Consider the following 21461-nt stretch of genomic DNA (forward strand, 5'->3'; position numbering starts at 1 on the left):
CTAGTTTAGTGCATCTATCCATTTAACTGCCAACCCTTTAGCATCTGGCTATCTAGAGAGCCTCTCTGTATTTAGCAAAAAGGAAGTCGCTTGCTTACGGTCGATAAGAAAAACCACATTCTCGTTTTACTGATACTTGTTGGTTCTTTGGCACCGCTTGCAGCTGATGCTTATTTACCAGCCTTGTCGTTATTGACTGAGTATTTTCAAACTAGCGAGAGCATGCTGAAGTTTAGTGTGACAGCTTATTTTATTGGTTTTGCTTTTGCACAAATTATCTTTGGCCCTTTATCCGATGCTAAAGGCCGTAGAAAAGTCATTCTATTAGGTATTGTAATTGGTGCGGTAGGTGCAGTTATTTGCTTTAGCGCGCAATCCATTTGGCAGTTTTTTATTGGAAGATGCATTTTAGGCATTGGTATGGCCTCCGGTATTCCGGTTGCTAGAGCAGTTTTAAAAGACTTATTTACAGGCGTTGAGCTATCAAAAGCGGCTTCCAGTATTAATATGGTGTTTGCCTTAATGCCTTTTATCACCCCTTTGATTGGAGCTTATCTCGCTAGCTTTTATGAATGGCAGCGCATTTTTCAATTACTCTTTGTATTAACGCTTCTTGTATTAACACTTACCTATTATTTTTTACCTGAAACCAATCTTAAGATTGACCCTAAGGTCATTGAACCTAAGCATCTAGGTAAACTTTTTATCAGTGTAATTAAAGATAAAGAGGTATTTACCTACGGCATGGCAACTCTTTGCGCTTTTGGTTGTGCTGTGACTTATATGGTGTCTGCGCCATTCATTTTCCTCAACCTATTTGGGCTAAGTATGATCGAATTTGGCTGGCTCGCTGGGCTTATTACCGTGTCTTATATTATTGGCGGTTTCTTTAATAATTGGTTGTTAAAGTATCTAAGCCCAAATCAAGTCATTTTATGGGCTTTAATTGGAATGTTACTTACAGGTATGAGCATTTATTTAAGTTTCAAGCTATTCGGACCCCACCTTATTATCATGAGCGCCAATGTATTCTTGCTAATGCTTTCTTCTAGAATGGTATTCCCTAATGCTCTGGCTGGTGCTTTTTCAAGTTCAATTAAAGAGGTTGGTGTAATTAGTTCCGTGTACGGGGTGTATCACACCTTAGGCGCTATCATCGCCAGTGGTGTTATTGGTATTTTGAGTTTTAACCCCATTAGCGCCATGGCCTTTACCATGATTGGATTTGCATGCTTAGGATTAAGTAGCTTTTACCTGAATAAAAGACTCGAAATGAAAGACGAAAGAAAGCGATCTTAGTCATTCTTTACTTAAGAGCACTTTAACCAAACATTCAGATCTTTCTGATAGACGGAAAAAAACCGCATCTCGTAAGATGCGGTTTTTTAGAATAATGGCGGTGAGCAAGTCCGCCCTATTAGATTCCAGTAACATCCTTAATTATCCATTAATCAACTATATATCAATATGTTACATAATAAACCTTTCCAATAGCGTCCAACCGAATATACTCAAATCTAGAGTTTAATGGTGTACTTTATGATGTACAGGAGAATTGCATGCCAAAAATTGCAAAAGAACTAACCGCCCTAGCTGTTTCTAAGTTAAAAGCTGAAGGTCGTCATGCTGCTGGTGGAGTGGCAGGTTTATACTTGAAAATCATCGGTAACTCTCGAAGCTGGGTACTCAGTATGGTAATGGGTACTAAGCTCAACAAACAAGGCAAAGAAGTACCTAATCGTTTGTATTTAGGGCTCGGTTCTTACCCTGAAGTCTCTCTCGCCCAAGCTAGAGAAAAAGCACGAGAAAGCCGTCGTCAAATCAAAGGCGGTATAAATCCCATCGAAGAGAAAAAAGAGAAACGTGCGGAAGCTGTTCGCCAACTAGGTAGAAATACATCTTTTAGCGAATGTGCTGAATTAGTCTTGGTGATAAAAGAACGAGAACTAAAAAACGCCAAGCATATCGCTCAATGGCGTTCTAGTTTAGTGAACTACGCATTTCCAATTATTGGGCATCTCCCTGTCAGTACAATTAACAAAACACATGTCTTAAATGTACTGCAACCAATTTGGCTGGATAAAAATGAAACCGCCAGCCGCCTACGTGGTCGCATTGAAACTATTCTTGATTACGCTAAAGCGAAAGAGTATCGAGAAGGTGATAACCCTGCTGCTTGGAAAGGGATGTTAAAACCCCTGTTACCGGAACCAAGTAAGATACAAACTCGCAAACACCATGCAGCTCTTCCTTATGCTGATATTAGCCCTTTCACTAAAGAGCTATCCAAACGCTCTGGCATCGCAGCCAGAGCGCTTGAATTCTCAATTTTGACCGTTGCACGCTCAGGTGAAGTACGTGGTGCGACATGGAGTGAAATAGACTTTGATAAAAAGATTTGGATTATTCCAGCAGAACGCATGAAGGCACGTAAAGAGCATCGCGTTCCTCTATCATCTGGGGCAATGAAGATACTTCAAAAGCTACCTAGAATAGCTGGTGGCAATTTAGTATTTCCTGGCCAACAAGGTAAGCAAATGTCAGATATGACGCTTACAGCCGTTCTTAAACGCATGGATAGAAAAGACCTAACTCAGCATGGCTTTCGATCTACTTTTAGAGATTGGGCTGGTGAAACCACCAGCTTTCCGAGAGAAGTTATTGAGCATGCGCTAGCGCATAAACTAAAAGATCAGGCGGAAGCGGCTTATCAACGGGGAGACTTACTTCAGAAAAGACGAGTTCTGATGGAGGATTGGTATCAGGAAACTTATATCTCTTTTGCTAATAGTGATTGTGAAAATTAATTCTAAAAGCATTTATATCATATTCATTTAGGTAAATTTAAAAAGTGATTGCTTGTTGCATATAATTAAATTTGATTTTGTGAAAGAAAAGTATTTAGGAATAAAAATAAACTCGCACTCCATCGTTAGCTTGAATTATCAGATAATTCAAGCTAACGAGCAAGAACTCAACAAAATAACTAAACTTAATAATATAAAATATAAATCATCTAAAATATAAATCATCTAAAAATACGTCATATATCGACTTTTAGTTAAAAAACTCATTGAGCTGTTCTTAGTTCAACAAGATTTTTCTCAAACATGTTTAAAGCTTCTCCTATACCAAGCATTTTTCTTTCTGCATTTTTTCAACTTCTAGTAAATCAATAATTTCACCAAATAGATTTCGTTCATGCATCCTTGGCTTCCAATTTTTTAAAAAGGATTTATGACCGAAAAATACCAAACTTTCTTTGGCTCTAGAACAAGCAACATTCAAGCGCTTCCAATCAAGAATAAATCGTAAATCACCATAAGTACGTACAACTGAATAGAGTACCAAATCAGCCTCGCTTCCTTGAAAACTATCTACAGTATCAATTCGTATACTCAAGTTACCAAGAATGAACGTATTACGATCTTCATTACTTCGAAAAACTCCCTGATGCTTTTCCAGAAGAGACCTGAGTAATCTCTTTTGCTCACCATAGGGAGTAATCACTGCCACGCTTTTATGTACATCACCACTTTCATTAATTTTAAATTCATTGCACCCACACGGTAGCTTATTTTTAAATGAGCCTTTCAAATACTTAGAAGTGGCTTCAATAAAAGCCACTATCTGATAAGCCTCTCTTTCATTTTTTGAGCTAGTGCTATTCTTTGGTTTTTCCTGCTTACCCTTAACATCAACCCATTGTATGATTTCTTTACTCTGAAATAAGAATTTGCATTCACATTTTCTCCGACCATTGAACAAACGCCGTTCACCCTCAATGGTATAAAACATATTAGCGACAAGATCACCAATAGCCTCAGGCATTCTAAACTGTTCTTCCAAGCGAGTTTTACAAAGCTTAGGTAAACTTTCATACAGTCTCTCGAAGAAACTAGTTTCCAGAAACTCCTCTTCAATAAATGCAAGCTCTTCCTTTGCGTCATCCTCTCGCAACAACGGTGCAATACTTGGTGGCAACTGGAAATGATCACCAATCAAAATTAGTTTTCGAGCACGGTTGATTGGTATGAGCAGCTCAGGAACTGTTGACCTCCCCGCCTCATCTACGATAACTACATCAAATTTCAGTTTATCGGTACTGCCAATTCGGCTAGCTAGGCCAACACACGTTGAACCTACTAATTGACGACTATTTAAGAACAACGAAACCAACTCAGGGTCAGTTCTGCTTTCCTCATCACTTGGTAATACAGCGTTACGCCATTGGAAAGCTAAGTTTCTTAAAACAGCATCCCCTCCCATGATTAACTCTTCGGTTTTATCGATACAATTGGACTTAAACTCATCAAGCACCGTCCCCAATGCATAAGGTTTAATTGCACCATGCATTTTTTCTTCAGGGCCAATCCTAAGGATATCTGGCGCGGACTCTTTTAACAGTGGAGAAATATTAAGGAAACGATCAAGTGCATTATCTACGGCTGTATGTTGCTGAGAGACGAGTAATACTCTAGCATTTGGATTACTTTGATAAATCTGAAACAACATTTCTACAATCGAGGTTGTTTTCGCAGTTCCAGGAGGTCCCTGGATGATTGAAAGGTACTTTTCACTTAACGCACTTTCAATCACTCGCTTCTGACTATCGGTTAACAACTCATTTTGCCACGCTACATTCTCAGAAAAGTAATTTTTCCAGTGTAAGTCACTTTTTGAAATGTAGGATGAGGGGGAAACCAAAATTTCTTTTAGCATAGGGTTAGCAATTCGATCTTTCTTGAAATCAACTAAGGCATCTTGCTGACGCTGTAAAGAAGCATCTCTTTCATCAACTGTTAATCGAGCATACCCTCCATGACTTACTATTTTTCCACTTGTAGCTTCATTCAAACTGACTGAAATAAGGCCATTTTCAACTTGAAGTTCTAATCTTCGATTTCCTTTTCCACTAGAATCGGCCACTTTTCTCCATGTAGAGTTTTGATTCCCTTTTTCAGAACCGTAGTAAATTTCAAGAGAACAAGATGGCGACCAGTTTCCTTTTATCCCTTTTTCAATACGCCTGTATTCCTTAAGCCACTGCGCAGTAGTAGCTGTTCCCTCAGAAATGATTTTTTCTACATGAGGAATAGTGAGCTCACCACACTCAGTGCTTTCAGGTTGAGTAATGGGGAACTCCAGCACAAATTCTTTTGCTTTTTTCTGATATTCGACAACTTGCCTCCAACGATCAAAAAAAACTGCTGACTCATGCCTCAAGTTATTAGACGAACGACTTACCTCTGCTTGCTGACAATACCCACATAAACTAACCAACCCTTCATTTCCATATAAATGATCACTCCAAATACTTTGAGAAAGCGGAATAACGTCAACATTCAAAGATGTTTCTTGGCCAGTAGGCAGATACTCCTCCCATGACTTAGCAATCAAAAAACCGCCTAAAGCATCAATAGCACATGTAACTTTAATTCTCTGATTAACTAAATCAATAACACCAGAATACTTATTATTATCAACATCAATTCTAGAACCAGCTAGCATCCAATCCGATACACCATCAATGCTTAAAAAGTTAGCGAAATCATCCTGAATATCGCGCTCATCAAATAATAGATAAACAGGTTCTTCAGATAATTCAGTAGAGTTTGAGGGAGTCATACTAACCTTTACAGTCTGCTTTATTGACTGCCTTTCGGATTGCTTAAGCCGCTTTCCCCCTAGAAGTAAGTCATACTCATAAAACCAGGCATTAACTTGTTGACCAGATATCAAACCAATGAATGGGTTTTCAACCATATGCTCTGGTAAATCTACCTGAATCTCTCCTTCATATGCTTTAAGTTTATAGCATTTATTCTTATTTGCTCGATGGTCAACCTCAAATGTGGTTCCCTCTTCAATAGTTTGCCAAACTGCCCCTCTGGCCGAACAACCATAAAAAACTTTATTACCATGCTTGCCTGATGTTTGGTTAATAACTTGCACGGGACTATAGCCTTCATCATCTTTATTCGATTCGAAGACCCTTTTTTGAGCAACACATTGAGGGCTATTTTTTTGGCCGGTTAAATGCAATTTAGAACTGTAAGCTAGATTTCTATCTAACTCGCTCTCTTTGATTAGAACCACTTTGCCGACATATAAGAATTCGTCAGGCAACGTAGGGTTAGGTGGTGTAATAGTTTGCAACAGTTTTTGAAGATCATCGATACTATTTCTATTACCTGTTGCTTCACGCCACATATCAAGATTTTTTCGATAACCATCCAAATAGTCGAAGTAAGCTTTAAGCCTTGCAGAAGCATCTTCAATTAAGCACCTATTTTTAATTAGAGCTTCCCGCCTAAATGGACCTATCTCATCATTTTCTATCTCTGCTGAAATGTAAGCTGGAAGCCGCTCAAGCTCTTTCTTTAACTGACTCTTATGCTCACTAAACTGATTACACCCCTCACTTAGTTTCTCTATCACTTTGAGAATTGATTTTCGTAACCCTGCAATTGTTTCTGTCTCGAGCGTCACATCAAATTCATCTAGTTTCGATTGCAAGTCACTGATTTTCTCTTCCAAATCTCGGTGCTTAGCCTCTTCTTTTTCAGTCGCTTCATCGCAAAGCCAAGCTATACATGAAGTGCCTATCGCCACAGCTGCACCAATACCAAATATTATTGGTAACATATAAAATCCTTTTATTCTTAATACTGACTTTCAATGATAATTAAGAGAACCTGAAACTCCTGTTCAGACAAGTCTCTCTCACTCAAACGCTCAAGAAGCTTGCTACGTTCTGACAAATCATCGTTCAACAGTTTCTCTTTCCTAGACAGGTCCCGACTTGTAATTTCGCTTTCGCTCTTTAGCTGTTCATACTCAATCTGCCTGATTCCTTGCCTATCATTCATTTCCAAGCGTACTTTTTCAACTTCATTATTTGAAAGTGTGATATCTCGTTGCGATTCAATTATTGTTTGACTGGTACGCTCTCGCTCTGACATCAGTTCAAAAAAATTCTTCCCTAAATCGATGACGCCATTAATGATCGCTTTCTGCTCAGAAGCACCCAATGACTTAAACGTATCAAGGTACTCATCTTTTTTTTGAGTTGTAGCTGATCCTTTACTATTCCTCCCTCGATTAAATAGCCCACCTTTTTTTGAAGCGGGTGCTTTTCTTGATGGACGAGGGTTAGTGTTAATTGTTTTCATTATTGTTCTATCCGGTTTTAATAAGGTGTAGAGTTGCAAAAACAAGCGCATCTGCAGTTTTCAACAACTTCGCTAATTGAGAAGAATACCCTTGTCCAGATTTCCGCAATTTTGAAATACTCTTCATATTCTCGAACATATCATTTCGGTTATTGGAGACGTCAAGGATTAGTCGTTCTGACTCTATTTTGTAGTTATTAAAGTATCGATCAAGCGTTTCTAATCTTAAATCAGTATCTTCCTGTATATCTGTTAGATGCATATCGAGGATCTTTTGATTGTTAAATACTCGGTGTTCAAGTGCATCTCTTACAGCTGTTAGCTGTTTTGTAATCTCTTTTGCTCTTTGTAGTCTCAAATAAGCGTTGATTGCATCCAAACAAGCCAGGGCTGCATCTACCCAAATTGTTGCAGGATTAACAGCAGCCTTTCCAGTTTTAGCCAAGGAGTACAGTACTTTTCCCGATCGATATACTCGCTTAGTCCGTTCCGATCCTGCTGTATTCAAAATATTTTCAAATATATTCAGTGTTTTCATTGCATTGCTCCTTGCTTACGTAAAGAGCTTTTATGCACAGGAAAGACATCAAGGTCATTCTCAATCTCATCATAAAATGATGAAACTGGAAGGTAAAAACTTCTATATTTCTCTGTAAACTTTAGATTTATATTCATATACGAAACCGTTTCAATTTCTTCCAATTTCGAGTGCAATACATTCCATGCTTGTGTTTTATCCTCTCCTAAAGGCTCAATCTCTGCGAATGCATTTGAGTCTCCGTCATCAGATACGTGAGTATCATCTATCAGTTCACCTGTTAGCAGGCAAACACTCTGTATAAAAGGTGTATCTTCTAAATTTGGAATAAATTTAGGTATGGAGGGGTCGAGGCTGGCATGCCGTACACAATGAAGAGCTGGACTGTTTAACCCCCAAGAAGAGTGCACTTTCTCACTCGAGAAAGTGCTAGTAAATGGTACAACGATTGTTTCCTTTAATTGCTTAAACTCTAGATCTATTTCATTCAATATTGAATAATTTGAAAACATATCACTAGCTTCAGACCAAAGCAGTTCCAATGTAGATACAAGCTTTTCTTCCATTCGCCAGTAATCAACCGCTTTTTTTAATCGAGAGACCTGAGAGTATTCTTTCACCATATTAATACCACGGAGGGGTGGAAGAAGATCTAGCTCACCTTCCTCAACTTTTGAGAGGCCAGTATGATCTTTGAGAATAGCCACTTTGTTATTTCTGACACTAAAACATTCATCTACCCACACATGTTGAGGTGATTCAATTAATGTCAGAAGCTGCGACATCGATCGGCCTAATGAGGTTAATTGGCCCCCAACATCAAGATATCTCAACATAATAAGCCGGTCCCTAATTGGCTTTAATGAAAATTCATCAAGAGTGGTGACTGAAACTAACTGTAGCCAGTCAACACCTTCCTGAGCTAAAGCGACTAGTACATAACGACTAACACTGCCTAATTGGTCTAGCTGACTATGACTAAGAGATACCTGAAACTGACGAAACCTCACCCCAACTTTGACTTCTATTTCCACTAAAATATCCTTATATTTCTTTATGATTTACCGAAGTTTTAAACTTACGATGCAATTATTTTACTAACCTTATCAATACATTCAGATAGCACTCTTTTCAGCTTGGCATCTTTTTTCATTCCAACTTTCTTACTTCCACACTTAGGACATTTATCAGGCACACGGTAAAGAGCATCTGATTTGAAATTCATTTTCTTTTCCCAATTATAATCTTGGCAATCTAATCTCACAGGCCCAATTGGTCTAACCATTTTTATGTCCTTTAATATTGGTATATCCTCATTCTAGATCTAAGAAGCATATGTTAACTTACTGGGCTTACCCTTGAAGGCTGGGCTAAATTTTTACTGATGAAAAAGTAATCTATGCGATAATGAATTTAAGTCATATATAAACTGACTGATACTAATTAAATTACAATAACTGTCAGATTAGGCCTGAACTAGTATAAAAATAGCTTACAGCACCCTCCACCCATTTTACGTTTATTGATGCCAGCGCCCTCTTGCTGCAAAACTATTATCACTTGCTAACTGAATCTCAAAATGTAGACTACCGTCAAATATTTTCAGATAACGATTACTTTGACAAATAGAGCATTCAACTCTGAAACAGTCCTTACTCTGCCCATATAAGCGGTTAGCTTTTGACTCACATACTGGACAGTATTGTAAAGCCCGTATTTCCATCACTCGCTTATTTACAGCCTGCTTTTGGACAACGGCATTACTATTATCTAGTCGATCATCTAAGTCACTAAGATTACCTTTATTCAAATCCTCCAAAATTTTCAACGATGGAGGTTGAGTATTAATTAGTTCAATAGATTTATCTAATTCCTGCTTTTGAATCCATTTCACAGGTTCTTGTGGGATTTTCTCAATAGGTTTTGCGTAATTGGCAACTAAAAGCTGATTTAGCTTCTTATCGATATACCAGCCTAAACGTTCAATACAATAAAGATCCATTGGTGAGATAGCTATTCCACCACTATTTGAAATAGCCTGTTGACTGGAAATTTGATCAAGTGAAGGCCAAGCTATTAAGGTATTAGCTGAAGTAGATTTCGTAACTGGATAATCTGTAAAACTCAACCAAGACACCAAGTTTAATAAAATTTCTTGTTTTCCGTCTTCATCAATTACAACTAGTTTCCAGTCAAACTCTTCTCTTTTAACTGCGAGTGTCCTACCAGCCCAATCAAAACTTAATTCTGTCCCATCAAATGTATTTTTTATCTGCTTCTCTAAATACGGTTGTATAGCTTGCTGGAGCACCAAACCCACAAAACGACTATATTGCTCAATCAGCTGCTGTCCATCTTGGAAGCACTCAGTGGGTGTGCGAACTGACTTTTGCTGATGCTTACTAAGTTCATCCCACAACGTGGCCACATGACGATAATGCGAATCATGATTAAGAATATTAGTACGATGAAGTGCACCACCTACTTGCGCATGCCTCGCAACCTTAAGATATAGAGCACTCTGTTTTAAATTCCTTATAGATAACTGCATTTCACGTAAACGAATTAAAGTATCTTCCAGCAGCCCTAGCGTTTCAGTCGTAGTTTCTTCATCAAAAACTTGCCCCCACAATGTACAAATCTTATTTTGCAACTTATGGTGTAGTGCCGCGCTATCACTATAAAACTCTAGCGCTTCTTCAAGAGTGCCGTTCAATCGTTCAATCGTGTTAATTCGCAAATTTACATGTCGATCTAATTTATCAAGTAAACGTACGTACACAATGTTTTCATAAATATTGAAATCATCTTCACTAAAACGGGCTTTAACTTTTTTCGGTACAATTCCACTCAAGGTCTGTCGTTGCCAACATTCTGAGTGTGACGCTAAGTGTACAAATGCACCTTTCGCCAACCTTTTAGCACGGGCAACATCAGTCACTTCCACGGCATAACGAATATCTAATCTAGGGTTGCGAGATATTTGGTGCAAATGACCTTTACTAAGAGTGTCTTCTAATAACTCTTCAAGCGGAAGCAAGCGACTTTCAGAATCAATTACCGTCGCAGGTAGCATTGGTGATATTAGTTTCTTATTCGCTTCTAATTGTCTACCAATAGTAGATATGGAGTTATTAAAAAGATCTATATCTGCATTTTTGTCTTTTTGAGGCAATATAAAAGAGTAACTACCAGAGAGCAGCTGGCAGCGCCCCGAGCCATCCCCAACTAACAATTCACCAGATTGGATAGGTGAATGTCCATTAAGACATTCAATATTCTTCCCAGCCCATTGAAAACGACCAATTTCTACTAAATCTGGCAGTTTTTTAACCTTTGTTTGAGTCAGTCTGTCAAACCACATTAGCCTCCACGCTCCTTGCGTTTAAGGTCAGCCTTTAAAAGCTCTAAAGACTTCAGAGGGTCTCCAAGCATTCCTGTATTTTTCCAAAAATGCTCTAAAGAATCAGTCAGCTTACCAATAGCATCTGCATTGACATCATAGCGCCCTGTTACCTTGCCATTACGCATTACTCTTGTAGATAATAAATGATCTAAAGCCTGACTTTCCGTTGCGCCACACGCCAGCATAACCGGAATAAAGCGCTTAGCTTGGCGCTCAAAACGATTCCCCCAACCCAAGTCAAAAGTATCCGCCAGCTGATTGGTAATATCATGACTGGTTAGCTTGCCTAATAGTTTTTCGACTTGGTCTTCGCCATCTCTTGCAACGTTATCAAAAGCATTCATTAGAGAGCTATAAGAGTATCTTTTTCTATCATATGGCTTGATATCAAAACGATGATCCTGCTTCGGTAATGTCATTACATGAGAGCGGTCATAAGTTTTATCCGCTAGCTCACTCGTCGTTTCATCATGATTAGCCGTACCAATAAACCAAACATTTGGTGGCACAATAATTTGACGACCAGCCTTAAGTCCTTTGGGAGCGTTAGGCAATCCAGTTTCTGACAAACTGATAAGTCGCTCGTTAGGGTCATTTTTCTCTAATGCAGAAAGAAATTCTGAAAAATACTGCTCTGGGCGAGAAAGGTTCATTTCATCTAACAGAATAACGTTACAGGTATCACTCCAACGAGGAGTTTGCGCTTTATAAAGTGCCTGCAAGCAATCCTTCTCGTAATAACGCTTTTCAAAAGCGTTATAATGCCCTAACAAATCATCTCTATCACGCCAACCAGCTTGTACCGCTATATCAGTACAGAAACCACCCATAGCCTTAGCAAAGGCCTTCGCCAAACTGGTTTTACCTGTGCCACTAATTCCCTGGAATACATGAAGCTGGCTCATAGCCAGACCACCTAACAATGTTTGAATATCTTCAATGGGGTAGAAGAGTTCTACTCTTTCAGCTTGTGCAACTCTGTGTTGAAGCTCTTCAGCAAAAAATTTAAGGTTTGGTACATCTTCCAATACCTTACTAGATTGAAAAGATTTCTTAACATCCATAGCAGACATAGCAGGGAACGGTGTCTGAGTTTTATTAGCATCAGTCAGTTGGCCAATACGACTTTCCAACTCATCGATATGGACTTTCAATACCCCCTGGTGCTGCTCAAGCACACGTCGTTCTAGCTCTTTAGCTTGAAGCTCGGTTGCTGCTACTCTTTTTTGTGCAGCCTCAATACGTGCTCGATCTAATTCAGGACGTAAATCCTTAAGTTCTTTTTCTTGAATATTTACTTGACTACGTAACTGCTCATTTTGCTCTTCATATTCAGCAACATCGTTATCCTCTAGCCTTTTTCGAAGCAGCCGATTATCTTGCTTTAATTCTTCCTGTTGCTGTAGAAGTTCCTCAGCAGATTGCTCACCCACTGTTACAGCTAGCTCTTTAAAATCGTTAAGCTGAGTTTTCAACACATCAACATTTGACCAAGCTTTATTAAGCTTTTTATTCAAGCGCTCTAACTCACGCTCATGAGATTCACGCTCATGAGTTAACCCTTCATCTACCAACGATGAGATATTATTTTTGGCGGCCTTAATGTCAGACCATTCAAGCTTAATTCGTAGAGATTTCTCATTTAAACTCTGCTCATGAGCTAGCAAATTATGTTTACGCTCATTAAGTTCACTAAGCTTTTTATGCTCTTCATCAGAATATGTATTTCTTAGCTCTGCTAACTGCCTTGCTGCATTACGTATATCGTCTTTTAGCGCTGTTTTCTCAGCTCTTATTTGTTCCAGTCCCTTCTGATGATCAGCTTCTATTTCTCTTTTACTATTCTCAAGTCCAGCCAGTAACTCGCGATTTTGACGAGCAAAGCCTTGCGAAGCATTTAATTCTCTGGCCTGAATATCTCGTTCGGAAATTAGCAGCTGACTATCTCGAAAAGCAACCTCTTCTTCTCGTTCAACAACTCCCTCAGCCTGAACTTCAATCGCTTTTTGCTTAGCCTCTAATTCAGATTGTTTTTCTGAAAGTTCAACTTCAATTATTTTTTTCCTAGCCTCTAATTCAGCATCTTTTGCCGCAAGTTCAGACTCTTTAGCCTCCTGTTCTTTTCCTTGTTGGCTACACGATATCCAACGAGCTTTACACTCTTCTTCAAGGTTATACTGATATTTATTTAACTCTTTACAAACATCTGCAAACTCTTGGATCCATATTTTGAAGCCCTTCGCTTTATTATCAGGTATTGCGTTAATCAGTGCCTTTAAATAATCCTGATCTGTCTTTATCTCTAAACTACTACCTTTGTTTTTATATGCTTTACTTGCATTCTCAAAAGCAGCATTCCAATTAGGAATTAGCTTTTCTAATTGAGCCTTGTCCGCTGAGTTCTCAACAACTGCAGTATTTCCCTGAGGTATATTCTTATTGCGACTATTTTTCTTGGACATTTATCCATTCCTTGAAGTGTTCTGTAAATTGCAACGCGTAATTAATATATTCACGTGCAGTATCAATCGTTATTTCTTTATAATTTTTGCCAGTATGCAGGCTATTACCATGGCTTGTTTGGTTTCGAAGGTCAGCTAAGCTCAATAGATCATTTAGCCTTAATTGCTTATCGCTTAGTGATTTTAAAGGATGGTCAGTATTTCCTATGCTTCCTAATGCAGCTGCAAAGAGTAGTGCTTTCAAAGAGCTTACAGGACTATTCAAGCACCTGATCACACTTTGTAAATGCTGACGAGCTAAAACCCTTATTATCTCTTTTTTAAAAGAAGGGATTTGAAGAGCTTCCAGCACTCGTTCATTCAACCCCCAATCATTTCTTCCAGATTTAGGAAGCGCTCCGTTATCAGCTTGATATGATACGATCAACCACTGCATCAATACTTCCAGCAATTTTTGAGCCTCAGTAATTGCAGCTTCTAAATCATTTTTATGGTCCTGACCACTATCCAACATTTCACGTCGTTTTAATAAAACAGCTAAAGCCGCTGTAATATCTGGATCATTTTTGGCCCAAGGATAATCGAGTAAAACCTGTAACTCCGCCTGATCTTTCAAACTTGTTAGCCATTCCGAAGCAGTTTGTTCATCGGGCTCTGGCTGACCAATTAATTCAGCCAATTTTTTAGCAAGATTCTTATTAGAATCTAATACCTTAGGTAAGCTATTAGCCAGCCACCAAGCTTCATCACGAATACCAAAAGGATCTTTAATGCTCCAAAGATTACTGTCATTACTTGCTGTAATCCATACAATCACCCAAGCCGATTCAGGCTGTTCTGATTGATAACTAATGCCAGACAATTTAACCTGCTTAGGTAACTCACCTGAATATGCAAGCTGCCTCGCTGCTCGATAATCAGATCGATACTCTTGCCATGCATCTAATGTATTCGCCGAAGTAGGTGCATCACATCGTCTTGCTTTGAACAATGGCTTAAAAGGATTTATGGACTTTCCCGTTTTTCGGTTCAAGACAAACTTAGGACGCTCTTCACCATGATTAATAGGTTCTTCCAAGGCTAAGCGATTTTCCATTCTAGGCCATAGCTTTCCCGTCACTGCATCCTGAAAGAGATAACCACTGACAAGCTTTTCAGTTTGTTCGTCCTCTTCATCTATTGCTTTCTCACCCACTTCTGTTATTTCTTTTGCATCGTCAGAAAGCCAACCACGACTAATTAATTGAGCAAATATTAATAAAACCAGGTTTTTATGAAACCCAGTTAAATCTGCTAGATCTTCAACATCATAAACCTTGGCTCGGACCAAGCGCATCACAACCTTCTGAAATAAATTCATCTTTGCTTGGGCTACTTCAGGGTACAAAATACGATGAACTAATACTGGCCATAAAACAGCTCTAGCTTTCCCTGCGGGTTTATTCCCATAGTTAAGATAAGTCGCATTATTAACGAATACAGCCATGCTCACCTCCACATAGCTGATAAAGGGCTTTAAGTGCGGGTATACCCTCATCAGCATAATCATTAGTAACCAGCTTCATATCCCCCACACAAATTAACATCCGTTTCTGTCGACTCATCCCTACATTCATTCGATTAGGCAAGCGTAAAAAACCAAATAATTTATTCAGTTTTTCTTCATGCTCTAATTTAGATTCATCATTAAATTTAGATTTTTTATCTTTATTCTTTGGCTCATAAAAAGTTCGAACACAAGAAAGTAAAACCACATCAAACTCTTTTCCCTGAAAGGCATCGACCGAGCCGACCCTCAAGCCTTCTTCCCCATCGATAGTCGTGGCAAACTCTTCGGAAGGAACTAACTCACCATCACGCCTAACCATTAAAGGAATTCCATTAACCTCGGTAGTGGCTAATTTTTCCATGATCATATCTCGTTGTGCTGCGTAAAAAGTAATGACACCAATAGAAAGTGAGTTACCTGCAACCTGAAGTAAATGCTGCACTTCTTGCGCAATTCGATCCGCTTCAGCTTCACGAATTTTACTCGTACCTCGTTTGCCAGATTTACCATCGGATAAAGGAACATCAATCCATTGGCAAACCTTATCCTGGTAATATTTTCCGTTATCCCCCAAAGCAGTGATAAAGTCAGGTTCAAAAAGAAAATCTTCTTCTGGGCGACCTGACTTAACCTTTTCCATTGTCTTACCTTTAATAGCAGACTCATAAAACTGCTGACTCACAAAATCACCCAATATAGGATGCATGCGGAACTGAGTATCCAGCATCACAACTCGCTGGTAATCATCAAGGTCTTCCATTTGTAATCGTAGACGTTCAAATAAGCTTGAACGAAAGGCCTCTAAATGTTGTTCCGTCAACTGATGCTCTTCCTGTAACGCTCCTTCAATGTCTGGTTCCAGCATATGAGGCAACTGGCGATCATCTCCCACTAAAATAATGCGACGCTTAGCCATAGACATAGGTATAAACAAATCGAGTGGATTAGCCCTAGCCGCTTCATCGATAATGACAGTATCAAAGTCAATCTCAGAACTGTCTAAACTCGATACAGATTTCAAACTAGCCATTTTATTACCAGCCGATTGCTGGCAGGTCGCACCAACGACCATGGCATAGTCCTCAGTTGTGCTCAGTGCAGACTGTCGATCGGTTTCTATACTCATTGCAAGCTCTTGCAGCGCCCAAGCAACTCCTTGTTTATGCTGCAACATAAATTGCTCGAGGTTTCTCTCTAAAAGATCTAATAAATCTTTACCTTGTTGATTAAGCGACTGCTTCAATTCCGGCGGACGGTAATCAGGAAGATATTGGTCGAGTAACTGATCTTTTAGTTCAGATAATTGCTGTAATAACTCAGCATCAGGTGATGATATTGTTATAACTTGTGATAATAGTTTTTCACTACCTAACGAGTATGTGTGCAAGTTGCGATTCAATTCTCGCCTTAAATCATCCGCTCTGTATTTGCCATCATCAGAGAAACTTAACTCGCTAGTGCGTAATCCGCGAATACACCTCAAAACTTTTAAATTATTTTCAGGTGATTCAGACTTAGGAATTAAATTCTGCTGCTCTTCAATATAATCTTCTAATTCACTTAATAATCGGGCAGATAATCGCACACCAGACTGCTCTAGATCCTCCAGTTGTATAAGAAGCTTACGAAGTTGCTCAACGTATTGTTGGGCAGAGAATTGACTTACCCTCAACAGCCCCAGCGTAAGTGACACTTCATCCAACTGCTGTAGCATAGGTGTCTTTTGATACTGATTAGTTACTTGTTCTTTTAAATATGCTGAGTGCTTATCAACCCAACGACTAAACGGCCCCTCATCCTCAGCACTTTGTTTTTTCCCTCCAACTCTAGTCGCAGGTAAATTAAGTACTTGGCTTCGCTCTAGTGCGTTATCAACAGCATCGTGTTGAAAACTACTGACTAATACTTGCCCACTAATATTTTTCGTTTCAAACTCTTCCGCAAGCCTGCGCTGCAAAGCAGCAATAACTTGTGTTTTACCCGTACCTGGTGGGCCAATGATAATAGCCAAGTCAGGGGTATTAAGTGCGGTTTCTATTGCTAGGACCTGCTTATCTGTGGGCTTCCCTCCCTTAAACGTTTCTTTAGCATAAGGCGTTAATCCTTTAATTTTTCTGCGCCTTTCAGAAGGTACAGAAACACCTTCCATTAACCATTTTAGCTGCGGCATTCGCATACCAGAATCAATGCCTTGTCGAGCAATAAGCCGTCGCTTGCTCATTGTTCTCTGCCCTGCTAAAGACAGGAATAGCCAACCGCCTGCCTCCTCATTACCTTTACCCTCAAAGCGTGGTGCAGCATCCCTATGGTTTGAAGATACTTTAAATATTAGGTGATCTTGCTCAAAGCGAATATCGCCCCTTGAGTTTTGCTTTTGCTCACCTAGCTTAGTTTCCGCGCCTAACTCTTCCGCCCAATCTGGAGCTTCAATAGATAGATCTACCTGTGAACCTTTAACAATCTCAAGCGACTTCCAGCGATTACGAAATTCTTGATAGGCCTCCTCTGACTTTGGCCAAATTTTCCAGCAATTCACACGGCCATCTTCAAAGGCCTCTGTATGCGAAAATCGAAGTGCCTTTAGAGTTTCAGCTTGCTTTAAGGCCCTTGCCCATTCCTTATCATTATAAAGATTCCACAATTCAAGATAACTGCCATTATCTCTTAATGCAGCCTCTAAACTCGCCTTATGGGTTGCACTTTGCAATATCGCTGCACTGCTCGCATCAGTAAAAGTAAACGAACCAACTAACAAAGAAAAACTACCATCACGACGAGAATGGCGGGTAATCCGTTTAATTAAGTAACGGCCATCACGCTCTGCTTCTACATCTGCACGCCAACCATTACCCAACAACTGAAAACCATTACCTGTACTGTCGATGCTAGAATTACTAAAGCGTGAAATGGTTAACCAGTTCTGATAATTCTCTTGTTTATTATCTGTATTACTAAAATCTGTAAGAAAATTCTCAGAAAACCAATCGCAAGCTAATTCAATTGTATTTTCACTAATCTCATTTTTAGTAAATAAATCATCTGATACCAAGCCATCAATACCCAGCTCGATATCCAACACTGTCATTTCAACAGGCGCTAAGTATTGCAGCTGCAGTGTCTTCTTTTGGACCTGTGCCAACATCCACTGTGTCTGATCTCTATTCACTATGGTCGAAAACAATGGGCGATCAAGCTTAGTGCAAGTAACAGCTACACGCTCCCCCCCTTGTTGCAATAACCATTCACCATTATATTCAATCAGCTCGACGGCTTGATTGTCGTTAAGACTCGTCAAGTCTTCATCTGATTTCAAATTAATTAAATCATGTGAAAAATACGGAAATTCATTTAACCTCATACATCACCACCCAAACTGCCAAATAACATGCGTTTCATTAGGATTCCCGAGGTGTATGCAATAAGGTTCAGGATCGTTGCCTTTACGTGAAGTTTTTAGTGGCACCTTCTTTTTAAATTCTTGAATTTTGTCATCTCCACGTGAGATATGAAGCGGTTCGACAGGAGTAATAACCAGTTTTTCATCATCATATTCCAACTGAATATGATCACTTGGCACCTTGTCATAACTAAATGAAGGCAATAAACGCTTTAGCTCCTTACTTTCTCCAGGCTGAATGCAAACTATCCGACCAGTCGCTATTCGTTTATCTTTTAAATCCGGGTATTTGTCATCTTTTTCCTGCTCAGATAATTGGACAAATTCCTCGAATAATACGAGTTCACCAGCTATATTCTCGTCACAGAAAAAACAGGGGATTTCATCATGATCTAACTCTTCGATTGGTAACAAAGAATAACCGCCACACTCTGGGCAAGAAAATAGATGTTCATCAACTTCCGTTAAAGCTTCCAGCCATTGAGCCATTGTTGGCCGCTGTATAGCGGAGTTCATCCCTGGCCCAAATGTTTGTTGAAACAATTCAGGCAAATTACTGTGTTCAAGTAGCTGTATGGGTAAATTAGTAAACGACTCATTATCGAAATTATCAGGATCATTAATCCAAGGATGCTCGCCACGAAATGCTTCGTCTTCTACTTCTGGCTCTCCATCATTTACCAAGTTTCCTTTCAAAGGATGATTATGAGTAAGCAACTGATAAGCTACAACGGAAAAACTCCAGCAATCAGTCATACTTGATAACATAGCTTCACCACGAACCAACTCAGGTGCACCATACTCAGGAGTATGCACAGCCAAGCCAGAGTGAGACTCAAAACTGATATTGTCACAATCAATCAACCAAGTTTCTGTATGATCAACATCATCCGATATAAAAATATTATCGGGTGAAATATCACCATAAAGCATACCTCGGCTATGCAGTTGGTTGAGCGTGCGTGCCAACTGGCAAAGAATACCTATACGACGCTTCAAACCACCTTGATCAAGGTAATCTTGTATATGCGGTGTTGGGTTTTCTTCTGAAATGTCATCACTGGCTTTAATAAAACTATCAAATAAATCTGACAAAGGAATTAGGCCATCCATTAGCTCCATCGCATAACCCATTCGCGGTTCTTTCAATAAAACTAACGGCCTTGCCAGTTTTAAATCTTGCAGGTCCTGTCGAATCAACCAGGCTATATGTTCACGCCAACTCGTTCTGGCCAATTCATCTTTGCTTGTAAATCCTTTTATCAAAGTCTCTGGCAATTCAGTGGCATAAACTATGCCTTGCCCACCACTTGCTAGTTCTTCTTTCAATGGGTATTTAGCGCCATGTATGTCTTCCAATACAGGTAGCTTTTTCTTTTTTGCTATTTGTTTACTCATTTTCTATTCAACCCTGAATATGCCAGCAATGCTTTTATCATCCCCATGTAATGGGGTACTCCATTCTGTCAGCTCTTGATTTAGCCAAACTTTACAGCGACGTTTATTTGTTCGTTTAAGTTGCTCATATACAGCTTCAAAAAATGGCTCTAGCTGTTCGGGAATCAAGTCATCTGAAACCCCGTCTGTCATCAGTAGCACACCATCACCAACTTGACTGAGAGCCGTTTCTCCAAAAGACCAATCACATAGTTTGGCGTGAGATAAAGTTTGCGTTTGGTTACCGAAGCCAGAACGCTCTGGTGTAATCACCGAAAACCTTCCTTCACTTCGAACCAACAACAAACCATCACCAACCTGCGCACTTTTTAATACACCATTTGAATCAACCGAAGCCCAAAGACAGGTAGTTTCATAAGGTGATGAATTCTGATCAACAGCAACAAGCCAGTTCTTTTGTAAACCTAAACTGATTGTTTCAGCAGAGCAGTCAACAGCATCTGGTTGTCTAATAGCTAACCGAATTAGATTTGCCGCGAGCCTAGACCCCTTGTGACTGAGCTTGCGACTCCCTAGCCCATCACACACAGCAATACACCACCCTTTTCTAATGCCTTGTACGAGCACAGTATCTTGATTAGGTTGGTTATCTTGCTGATGAACTGGGCCAACCACTGAGCAGCCAGTTGCAGCAAGCTTCATTAGAAATCCAGCTCTTCAAACTCGTCGTCGTTTTCATTTTCTGAAACGGGAGGTAGTTCAAGTGGGGTGGATTGGTTAGGAGTAGTCGATCGACTACGAGTCGTCACACTCATAGTCACCGCCTTGAAGAAACGATGAATGTCGCGAGCATTTTCAGCTTTAAAAACCGGGGCTTCTAAGTCATTGGCAAAATCACTCAGCAAACTTAACTCTGCATCAGCACCAATACCCATGGCAAACCGAGTTGCCTTACTTGATCTCTCGCCATTCATTAGCAGATCGAACGATGAATTAATATCGTCAGTTGGATGACCATCTGAAATAAGTACAACCACAGGTTTATAAGCACGAGATGGAATTATTTCTTGGTCTTCCATCATATCTGCAGCCAACTGAAAAGCCGTGCCCATTGGCGTGCCACCTGTTGCAGGCAGAGGTTCAAAACCTTCAATTTTATGGGCCGCTGTTAGTGGTAAGTGCATTGAAGCGACACCACCAAAAGTAATAACACACACTTGTAGCTCAGCCCTTAGCCGGCTTTCACTAGAAAAGGTACTAATCATTTCTTTTAGAGCATGATTAAGTGCATCAATCTTACCATCGACAGACATGCTGCCACTGGTGTCAGCCATTATAATAATTGGTAATGGGCGAGCACTTTGAACTTGAAATTGTTTTAACTTTGACATCGGTAAATTTTCCTTAATTTTAATATAATTTTTTTAAGCAATAACAAAAGACAGTTACTTCAAATATTTCAAAAAAGATAAATAAAGGTTTTATCCTTTTAATAATTGTATATTCCGTATATCAAGTAGTGTGCCAACTATTAAA

Annotated in this window: 14 protein-coding genes; 2 read left to right on the top strand and 12 right to left on the bottom strand. The window is 39.4% G+C overall.

Features of this window, described 5'->3' with window-relative positions:
• Nucleotides 1–90: 90 nt before the first annotated feature.
• Together Q0A08_RS05830 and Q0A08_RS05835 are read left to right on the top strand one after the other, a co-directional pair.
• Nucleotides 91–1299: a multidrug effflux MFS transporter gene (locus tag Q0A08_RS05830; protein WP_438465541.1), complete on the top strand. Its 1209-nt coding sequence runs from the start codon at nt 91–93 to the stop codon at nt 1297–1299.
• Between the two features lie 260 nt (nt 1300–1559).
• The gene (locus Q0A08_RS05835; RefSeq protein WP_438465542.1) at nt 1560–2807 is read left to right on the top strand and encodes a tyrosine-type recombinase/integrase; all 1248 of its coding nucleotides are present in this window, start codon (nt 1560–1562) and stop codon (nt 2805–2807) included.
• A gap of 319 nt (nt 2808–3126) precedes the next feature.
• Here Q0A08_RS05835 and Q0A08_RS05840 read toward each other — a convergent pair whose 3' ends face one another.
• From Q0A08_RS05840 to Q0A08_RS05895, 12 genes are all read right to left on the bottom strand, one after another.
• A complete protein-coding gene (locus tag Q0A08_RS05840; protein WP_438465543.1) occupies nt 3127–6648 on the bottom strand; it encodes a DEAD/DEAH box helicase in 3522 nt (1173 codons plus the stop codon).
• A 17-nt stretch (nt 6649–6665) separates the two neighbouring features.
• Nucleotides 6666–7175: a hypothetical protein gene (locus tag Q0A08_RS05845; protein ID WP_438465544.1), complete on the bottom strand. Its 510-nt coding sequence runs from the start codon at nt 7173–7175 to the stop codon at nt 6666–6668.
• A 7-nt stretch (nt 7176–7182) separates the two neighbouring features.
• Nucleotides 7183–7713 carry a hypothetical protein gene (locus Q0A08_RS05850; RefSeq protein WP_438465545.1) on the bottom strand — a complete coding sequence of 177 codons (531 nt, stop codon included), beginning with the start codon at nt 7711–7713 and terminating at the stop codon, nt 7183–7185.
• Complete coding sequence (locus tag Q0A08_RS05855; protein WP_438465546.1) at nt 7710–8747, bottom strand: hypothetical protein; 1038 nt, start codon at nt 8745–8747, stop codon at nt 7710–7712. The genes Q0A08_RS05850 and Q0A08_RS05855 overlap by 4 nt, the downstream gene beginning before the upstream one ends.
• Before the next feature lie 44 nt (nt 8748–8791).
• Nucleotides 8792–8998: a hypothetical protein gene (locus Q0A08_RS05860; RefSeq protein ID WP_438465547.1), complete on the bottom strand. Its 207-nt coding sequence runs from the start codon at nt 8996–8998 to the stop codon at nt 8792–8794.
• A 234-nt stretch (nt 8999–9232) separates the two neighbouring features.
• On the bottom strand, nt 9233–11077 hold the full coding sequence (locus tag Q0A08_RS05865; protein WP_438465548.1) for a hypothetical protein: 1845 nt from the start codon (nt 11075–11077) through the stop codon (nt 9233–9235).
• Nucleotides 11077–13581, bottom strand: a complete 2505-nt coding sequence (locus tag Q0A08_RS05870; protein WP_438465549.1) for an AAA family ATPase — start codon at nt 13579–13581, stop codon at nt 11077–11079. The genes Q0A08_RS05865 and Q0A08_RS05870 overlap by 1 nt, the downstream gene beginning before the upstream one ends.
• Nucleotides 13565–15067 carry a hypothetical protein gene (locus tag Q0A08_RS05875; protein WP_438465550.1) on the bottom strand — a complete coding sequence of 501 codons (1503 nt, stop codon included), beginning with the start codon at nt 15065–15067 and terminating at the stop codon, nt 13565–13567. The genes Q0A08_RS05870 and Q0A08_RS05875 overlap by 17 nt, the downstream gene beginning before the upstream one ends.
• Complete coding sequence (locus Q0A08_RS05880; RefSeq protein ID WP_438465551.1) at nt 15051–18488, bottom strand: DEAD/DEAH box helicase; 3438 nt, start codon at nt 18486–18488, stop codon at nt 15051–15053. Before Q0A08_RS05880 ends, Q0A08_RS05875 begins: the two co-directional genes overlap by 17 nt.
• Nucleotides 18489–18491: 3 nt before the next feature.
• The gene (locus Q0A08_RS05885) at nt 18492–19925 is read right to left on the bottom strand and encodes a protein kinase domain-containing protein (protein WP_438465552.1); all 1434 of its coding nucleotides are present in this window, start codon (nt 19923–19925) and stop codon (nt 18492–18494) included.
• Between the two features lie 3 nt (nt 19926–19928).
• Complete coding sequence (locus tag Q0A08_RS05890) at nt 19929–20627, bottom strand: PP2C family serine/threonine-protein phosphatase (protein WP_438465553.1); 699 nt, start codon at nt 20625–20627, stop codon at nt 19929–19931.
• Nucleotides 20627–21316 carry a vWA domain-containing protein gene (locus tag Q0A08_RS05895; protein WP_438465554.1) on the bottom strand — a complete coding sequence of 230 codons (690 nt, stop codon included), beginning with the start codon at nt 21314–21316 and terminating at the stop codon, nt 20627–20629. Before Q0A08_RS05895 ends, Q0A08_RS05890 begins: the two co-directional genes overlap by 1 nt.
• Nucleotides 21317–21461: the final 145 nt, after the last annotated feature.

The sequence above is a fragment of the Marinomonas sp. PE14-40 genome (genome assembly GCF_051623805.1).
Taxonomy (GTDB): Bacteria; Pseudomonadota; Gammaproteobacteria; order Pseudomonadales; family Marinomonadaceae; genus Marinomonas.